Genomic DNA, 7,066 nt, shown 5'->3' with positions numbered 1-7,066 from the left:
CAACTCGTTGATGATATCTGATTATACGGCTGATGCCAATGAAATGGGTAAAAACGTAGGCGATGATTTGGCCGAAGGTAAGCCAACATTGCCATTATTACATGCCATGTGGCACAGTGACACGCAAACCTCTGAACTTATCGCCAACGCGATTACCGATGGTGACGGTTTAGAACATTTACCGACCATTCTGACAGCAATGAAAAATGTCGGTTCGATTGAATACACTCAAGAAAAAGCGCAGCTTGAAGCACAAAGAGCAATTGATGCTTTATCTGCTATTCCTGAATCACAATATAAAGATGCGCTAATTGGCTTAGCGCACCTTTCTGTAGAGCGTGTCGCTTAATATCTTAATATAGAGTTAAGAGTTGAGCCCAGCGTCTCGGCTCATATTTTCTATATGCGTAGGATGGACAATGATATTATCTTCCACTCGCACCCCACCAAACGGGGATAACTCGGCTATTTTATCCCAATTTATATAGATCGCGTTGTCTGTTGATTGTAACTTCGCTAATAAGCTATCAATAAAATACACACCTGGTTCTATCGTATATACGTGGCGCGCTTCTATATTGCGTGTACAGCGTAAAAACGGGTGTTCTGCTGGTGCCGGGTTCGGTGTACCATAATCATCGTTGACATGACCCGCAACATCGTGAACTTGTAAACCCAGCATATGGCCAATACCATGCGGAAAAAAGGTTTTTGTGATCCCTTTAGCTACGATTTCATGAGCTGGCAAATTCACAATGCCAGCATCATGTAGTATTTGTGCAACACCTGCATGGGCCTGTTCATGAATATCTACATAAGAAGTGTTCGGTGTAAGTTGATTCGCTAATGTGATAGTAAGTTCATCGACGCCTTTCACAATAGCAGCAAATTCCCCAGTGTCCGTCGTATATGTGCGTGTAATATCCGCCGCGTAACCGTGAACACTGGCACCAGCGTCAATCAAAAAGGTACGATGTTCACTTGGGGCATCCGTTTCTAAAACGGTATAATGTAAAATCGCAGCATGTTCATTTAGCGCAATAATATTATTATAGGGCACTTGATTATCACCTTGGCGCGCGGCCGCCAAATACGCCAGATTAATATCAAACTCAGACTTACCTGCGAAAAACGCTTCTTTTGCAGCATGATGGGCCTTAACCGCAATACGATTCGCTTCTCGCATACAAACTAGTTCATAATCGGTTTTATACGCTCGATGATAATGCAAATAATGCAGCGCACCCTCTGGATTAACATGCTCAAACCCTAATGCTTTGGCGACCTCAAAGTATTCACCTATATAAGCATAACCCGCTTTATCTAATGGTAAATGTGTCTCGACCGCATTAGCTTGTGCAAGCATAACAATGTCAAAGTGCTCAGTCCAAAAGGCACTTGGTTCAGGCGGCACCTTATGCCAAAAATCATCAGGTCGATAAAAAATCAGTTTCGGCTTATCCACCCCATTCACTACTAACCAGCAATTCGGATTATCTGTGACGGGACACCACGCTTTAAACTGCGGGTTCACATGAAATGGATAATGATTATCATCCAAAAACATACGTTTACCTTGACCTGAATGAATAACCAAACCATCCAAATTTTCTCGTGCTAACGCTTCTTTGGTCAAGTTTTGCATGTACTCAATATGCTGAGGATACAATTGTGTTACCAGAGCGGTAAAATCACTCATCTTAATTCCTTGTCGTTATTATTTGTTTTCTACTATTTTCTATTCGATAGCATGATATTCTCGAAGCGCTTTTTGCAAGTAATTCGCAATTGCTATGGACCTCAAAAGTAATGTGTTGATTAGTGTATCAGTTTATAAATTCACTGTCAGGATAGCGGTTTACAGATAAAATAAAACGACAAACCATATCTTGAGTAACAACAAACCTTTTTCTATTATAAGTTTGACCTATACACCTGTAAGCATAGAATTCATTTGCACTGCTTGGCAATATGTTTTTATATAGGACTACTTGTAAGACCAGTTTTAAAATTTACCCTACAAAAAAAAGTTTGGTTAAACCAAAGGAGATAATCATGCTGTATAAAGGTACTAATATTACCGTAACGGTTGATGCTGATGGAATCGCGGAATTTTGTTACAACGCCGCCGGTTCTGTCAACAAATTTGACCGACAAACACTAAACGAATTTGATGCTGCAACTCAAGCCATTGCCGGTGATGTCAATGTGAAAGGTGTCGTTGTTCATTCAGCTAAACCCGCCTTTATTGTCGGCGCAGATATCACTGAATTTACTACCATGTTCAGTGCCACTGATGAAGAAATGTTAGCATGGATCCAAGAGTCATCGGGTGTATTTGACCGCTTTGAAGATTTAGATATCCCAACTATTGCAGCTATTAATGGCATGGCCCTAGGGGGCGGTTTTGAGATGGCATTAGCTTGTGATTACCGAATTGCAGAAACTAATGCTATCGTTGCATTGCCCGAAGTCAAATTAGGTATCATGCCTGGATTTGGCGGCACCGTTCGTTTACCTCGTCTAATTGGTGCAGACACCGCGCTCGAGTGGATGACCACCGGCGCAAATAAAAAAGCACCTAAAGCATTATCTGACGGCGCACTTGATGCCGTAGTTGCCCCTGAGCAATTAATCGTAGCAGCGAAAGGCATGCTAAGTGATGCGATTGCTGGTAAATTTGATTGGCGCGCTCGTAAAACTGAAAAAATGAGTCCATTAAAGTTAGGTGCCAATGAAACCATCATGAGTTTTAATACGGCCAAAGGCATGGTTTATGCTAAGGCCGGTAAGCATTATCCAGCCCCGAACCTGATGGTCAGTACCATTGAAAAAGCCGCTGGACTTGACCGTACAGGGGCAATGGCACTAGAAAATCAAGGTTTCTTAACCCTTGCCAAAACTGATGCCGCCAGTGCGCAGATTGGTATCTTCTTAGCCGACCAAGTCGTCAAAGGTGTCGGCAAGAAAATGGCGAAACAAGCCACAAAAGAAATCAAACTTAATGCGGTGCTCGGTGCCGGTATTATGGGCGGCGGTATTGCTTATCAAGGCGCTGTGAAAGGCATCCCTAGTATCATGAAAGACATCAACACTGATGCGCTTGATTTAGGCTTAAGCACTGCTGCAGGGATCCTTGAAAAAGGCATGCAACGCAAGAAAGTGACGCCTGCGAAAATGGCTGCGACCTTAAACAACATTACGCCAACATTAGATTATAACGCGATTAAAGATGCTGATTTAGTCATTGAGGCTGTGGTTGAGAATCCGAAAGTGAAAGGGATTGTGTTAGCCGAAACCGAGACACATGTAGCTGCGGATGCGGTGATCACCTCGAACACGTCGACTATTTCCATTAACCACCTGGCTAAATCATTAAAAGACCCTTCTCGTTTCTGCGGCATGCACTTCTTTAACCCAGTCCATAAAATGCCATTAGTGGAGATTATCCGCGGCGAGAATACTTCTGATGAGACGATTGCAGCAGTAGTTGCCACAACATTACGCATGGGCAAAACCCCTATTGTGGTCAACGATTGCCCTGGTTTTTTAGTTAACCGAGTTTTATTCCCATACTTCGCCGGTTTCAGCAAGCTAGTACTCGATGGTGCTGATTTTGTGGCCGTTGATAAAATTATGGAAAAACAATTTGGTTGGCCAATGGGACCGGCATACTTACTGGATGTAGTGGGTATTGATACAGCTGATCATGCAGCGGGTGTCATGGCTGATGGTATTCCTGAGCGCATGCAAAAGCTCGATAACGATCCGGTCACATTAATGTATAACGCAAATCGTTTAGGTCAAAAGAACGGTGTTGGTTTCTATGATCATGGGAAAGATAAACGTGGCCGTCCAAGTAAGACACCAGCGCAAGTTGCGATTGATATGATTGCTGAACATGCTGCTCCGGCTCAAACATTCTCGCCTGAAGAAGTCATAGCACGCTTAATGATCCCTATGGCCAACGAATCGATTCGTTGTTTAGAAGAAGGCATTGTTGCAAGTCCTGCCGAAGCTGATATGGCGTTGCTATATGGTATCGGTTTCCCACCGTTTAGAGGTGGAATATTCCGTTACATTGACACCATGGGCTTAGCCAACTTCGTAGAACTAGCTGACAAATATGCACATCTAGGTCCTATTTATCAAGTTTCAGACGGTGTGCGCGAAATGGCAGCCGCTGGCAAAACTTATTTCACTGCATAACGACCAAGGAGAAAAATTATGAAAGAAGTCGTCATAGTCGATGGTATTCGTACCCCAATGGGTCGTTCCAAAGGTGGTGTTTTTAGAAATGTGCGCGCAGAAACCTTATCTGCTCACTTAATGACTACCTTACTTGAGCGTAATCCAAACGTTGATCCTAGTGAGATTGAAGATATTATTTGGGGCTGTGTCCAACAAACCAAAGAACAAGGCTTTAATGTTGCACGTAATGCACAGTTACTCACCGATATACCACGCTCTACTGCTGCGGTGACAGTGAATCGCTTATGTGGTTCATCGATGCAAGCTTTGCATGATGGCGCAAAAGGGATCATGCTGGGTCAAGGTGATGTATACATGATTGGTGGTGTCGAGCACATGGGCCATGTCCCCATGAACTATAACATTGATTTAAATACACAACTAAACAAAACCACCGCCATGGCATCAGGCAGTATGGGCTTAACCGCAGAGCTACTAGGTAAACAAAACGGGATTACTCGTGAAATGCAAGATACCTTTGCAGCGCGCTCACACCAACGTGCCCATCAAGCGCATTTAGACGGTCGCTGGAATAATGAAATTGCCGCAATTGCTGGTCATGATGAGACAGGTCGCATGATTATGGTGGAAAGTGATGAAGTTATTCGTCCTGATTGCACCGTAGAAAGCTTAGCGGGTCTGCGTCCAGTATTTGATCCGGTCAATGGTACGGTTACAGCAGCGACCTCATCAGCAATCTCTGATGGTGCATCGGCAATGTTACTGATGTCCGCTGATCGTGCCAAAGCATTAGGGCTAACGCCGCGTGCCAAAATTCGTTCAATGGCAGTGTCTGGTTGTGATGCTGCAATTATGGGTTATGGTCCAGTGCCTGCCACTAAAAAAGCGTTAGCTAGAGCCGGATTATCGATGAACGATATCGATATTGCTGAATTCAATGAAGCCTTTGCTGCACAAGCATTATCATGTATTAAGCAATTAGGTTGGTTAGAGCAGTATGACGAGAAAGTGAACCAAAACGGGGGTGCAATCTCACTGGGGCACCCTCTTGGTTGCTCGGGTTCCCGTATTACCACCACTTTATTAAACGTCATGGAACAGCAAGATCACACTATTGGTCTGGCTACTATGTGTATTGGTTATGGTCAGGGAATTGCAACTATTATCGAGCGTATTTAACAGGTATCTGAATTTGAATAATCAAATTTTTGAACTGTAAACAACTAAAAATAGCGAGTCCAACTTACTTATCTAACTTGTGACTCGCTTTTTTTTGCTTCATTAACGTCCATTGATTTATACATCACATGACAATCTACAAGCCCCTCTCGTCGATGTTGATAAGCATCGGGGATTGTGCCAACAATAGAGAATCCTAATTGTTGCCATAATTTGACCGCTATCGTATTGGTCGCAACTACCGCATTAAACTGCATAGCAGTAAATCCAAACAGTCGAGCTTGTCGTTGTGAATGTTCACACATGACTTTAGCAATGCCTCGCCCTCTGGCGTTCGGATCAACCATATAGCCACAATTACAAACATGACTGCCTGGTCCCATGGCATTTGCTTTGATGTAATAAGTGCCAAGGATCTGGCCATTCTCTTCAAATACATAAGCTTGTTTTGGCGCGATACACCATAATGTGAAGGCTTCTTCCATCGTCATATCAGGGACTAATGCATAAGTTTCTTGTGCGCTAATAATGCGACGAAAGCATGGCCAAAATGCAACAAAGTCTGACTTAGTCATTTCTCTTATCATGACAATATTTCTCTTTTGATTTACAGGTTAACGGATCAAATTAAGGATGGGTAAAAATTCTGGTGACGAGGCGTCTTTAACCAATTCATACAGACACATCTCAACACTGGTCACACTCGCTCCTGACGCTTCAGCACGATGGATACCCAACTCAGCATTACTTAACTTACGCGATGATACACAATCACTGACTAGTTCCACATGAAAATCTAAATCTAACAAGCCAAGTACCGTTTGATAGACACAAATATGTGCTTCAATACCACAGACTAACCAAGTATCCACCTTAAACGATCGAACTCGCTCAACAAATTCAGGCTCTTCACATGCATTAAAGGTGGATTTAATAATAGGTGTGAAAGCGCCTAAATGAGCTGCTAACTTGGCATCAGTAGGGCCTAACTTATTGGGTAATTGCTCTAGTACCACAACAGGTAAATCTAGGCACTTTGCTCCTTGAATCAATGTTGCACATTGATCAAGAAAAGCAGAGCTAGCGTGGACTTGCTTAGCTAAATTTCCTTGTATATCAACAACAATTAAACCGGTATTATGTTTTGATAACATACTGACTCCTGTTAATGTTATGGTGCATTCTTTTAAGCGTGCAAATTATGACCCTTGATCCAATGAGCACTAATTTGCCATGTGTGACTTGTGTTAGAGGGTGTTAATGCAATTAAATTCGCTTGTTGACCCACTTCAATCCTACCTCGATCAGCCACCCCCAACCAATTAGCCGGGCTCTGAGTTGCCATTACAATAGCTTCCTGCATTGTCACATTACAATGTTGAACTGTATTTAACACCGCTTCATGCATAGTTAAACATGAGCCTGCTAAGCTACCATCAGGTGTCGTTAATTGCTTACCGTTGCGCGTAATCGATAAATCAAAATAGGGCTGAGTTAGATTATCACTGCCCACATGCCCCATGGCATCAGTGACTAGAACACTATGTTCAATCCCTTTGGCATTAAGTGCTGCTTGGATAGAAATCGGTGATACATGCTGACCATCCATAATCAACCCCGCAAACGACCCATGATGACTCAAAGCAGCACCGAGTACCCCTGGCTCTCGACCAGA

General features: G+C 43.1%; 7 protein-coding genes. 3 read left to right on the top strand and 4 right to left on the bottom strand.

The window, feature by feature from the left end:
* On the top strand, window positions 1-349 hold a 349-nt coding region (locus G2999_RS09150), incomplete at its 5' end, for a polyprenyl synthetase family protein (RefSeq protein WP_010181048.1).
* Window positions 350-364: 15 nt separating this feature from the next.
* Here G2999_RS09150 and pepQ read toward each other — a convergent pair.
* Window positions 365-1,699, bottom strand: a complete 1,335-nt coding sequence (gene pepQ / locus G2999_RS09145) for a Xaa-Pro dipeptidase (protein ID WP_010181047.1) — start codon at window positions 1,697-1,699, stop codon at window positions 365-367.
* A gap of 356 nt (window positions 1,700-2,055) precedes the next feature.
* On the opposite strand from pepQ, the gene fadB reads away from it, so the two are divergent.
* On the top strand, window positions 2,056-4,209 hold the full coding sequence (fadB, locus tag G2999_RS09140; RefSeq protein WP_010181046.1) for a fatty acid oxidation complex subunit alpha FadB: 2,154 nt from the start codon (window positions 2,056-2,058) through the stop codon (window positions 4,207-4,209).
* Window positions 4,210-4,227: 18 nt separating this feature from the next.
* A complete protein-coding gene (gene fadA, locus G2999_RS09135; protein ID WP_010181045.1) occupies window positions 4,228-5,391 on the top strand; it encodes an acetyl-CoA C-acyltransferase FadA in 1,164 nt (387 codons plus the stop codon).
* A gap of 68 nt (window positions 5,392-5,459) precedes the next feature.
* Here the strand turns inward: fadA and G2999_RS09130 are convergent, their stop codons facing one another.
* From G2999_RS09130 to G2999_RS09120, 3 genes are all read right to left on the bottom strand, one after another.
* Complete coding sequence (locus G2999_RS09130; protein WP_010181044.1) at window positions 5,460-5,978, bottom strand: GNAT family N-acetyltransferase; 519 nt, start codon at window positions 5,976-5,978, stop codon at window positions 5,460-5,462.
* 27 nt (window positions 5,979-6,005) lie between these two features.
* Window positions 6,006-6,545, bottom strand: coding sequence for an isochorismatase family protein (locus G2999_RS09125; RefSeq protein WP_010181043.1), 540 nt, complete (start codon window positions 6,543-6,545; stop codon window positions 6,006-6,008).
* 32 nt (window positions 6,546-6,577) lie between these two features.
* A partial coding sequence (locus G2999_RS09120; protein ID WP_010181042.1) for an amidohydrolase family protein occupies window positions 6,578-7,066 on the bottom strand: 489 nt, incomplete at its 5' end.

The sequence above is a fragment of the Glaciecola sp. HTCC2999 genome (genome assembly GCF_000155775.1).
GTDB lineage: Bacteria > Pseudomonadota > Gammaproteobacteria > Enterobacterales > Alteromonadaceae > Opacimonas.
The sequence above is the reverse complement of the archived record's forward strand: the minus strand, read 5'-3'. Positions and strand labels throughout refer to the sequence as shown.

Excerpts from the sequence above, each read along its gene's own strand:
- fadA (WP_010181045.1), top strand. The coding sequence starts at position 4,228 with ATGAAAGAAGTCGTCATAGTCGATGGTATTCGTACCCCAATGGGTCGT.
- fadB (WP_010181046.1), top strand. The coding sequence starts at position 2,056 with ATGCTGTATAAAGGTACTAATATTACCGTAACGGTTGATGCTGATGGA.
- G2999_RS09130 (WP_010181044.1), bottom strand. The coding sequence starts at position 5,978 with ATGATAAGAGAAATGACTAAGTCAGACTTTGTTGCATTTTGGCCATGC.
- pepQ (WP_010181047.1), bottom strand. The coding sequence starts at position 1,699 with ATGAGTGATTTTACCGCTCTGGTAACACAATTGTATCCTCAGCATATT.
- G2999_RS09125 (WP_010181043.1), bottom strand. The coding sequence starts at position 6,545 with ATGTTATCAAAACATAATACCGGTTTAATTGTTGTTGATATACAAGGA.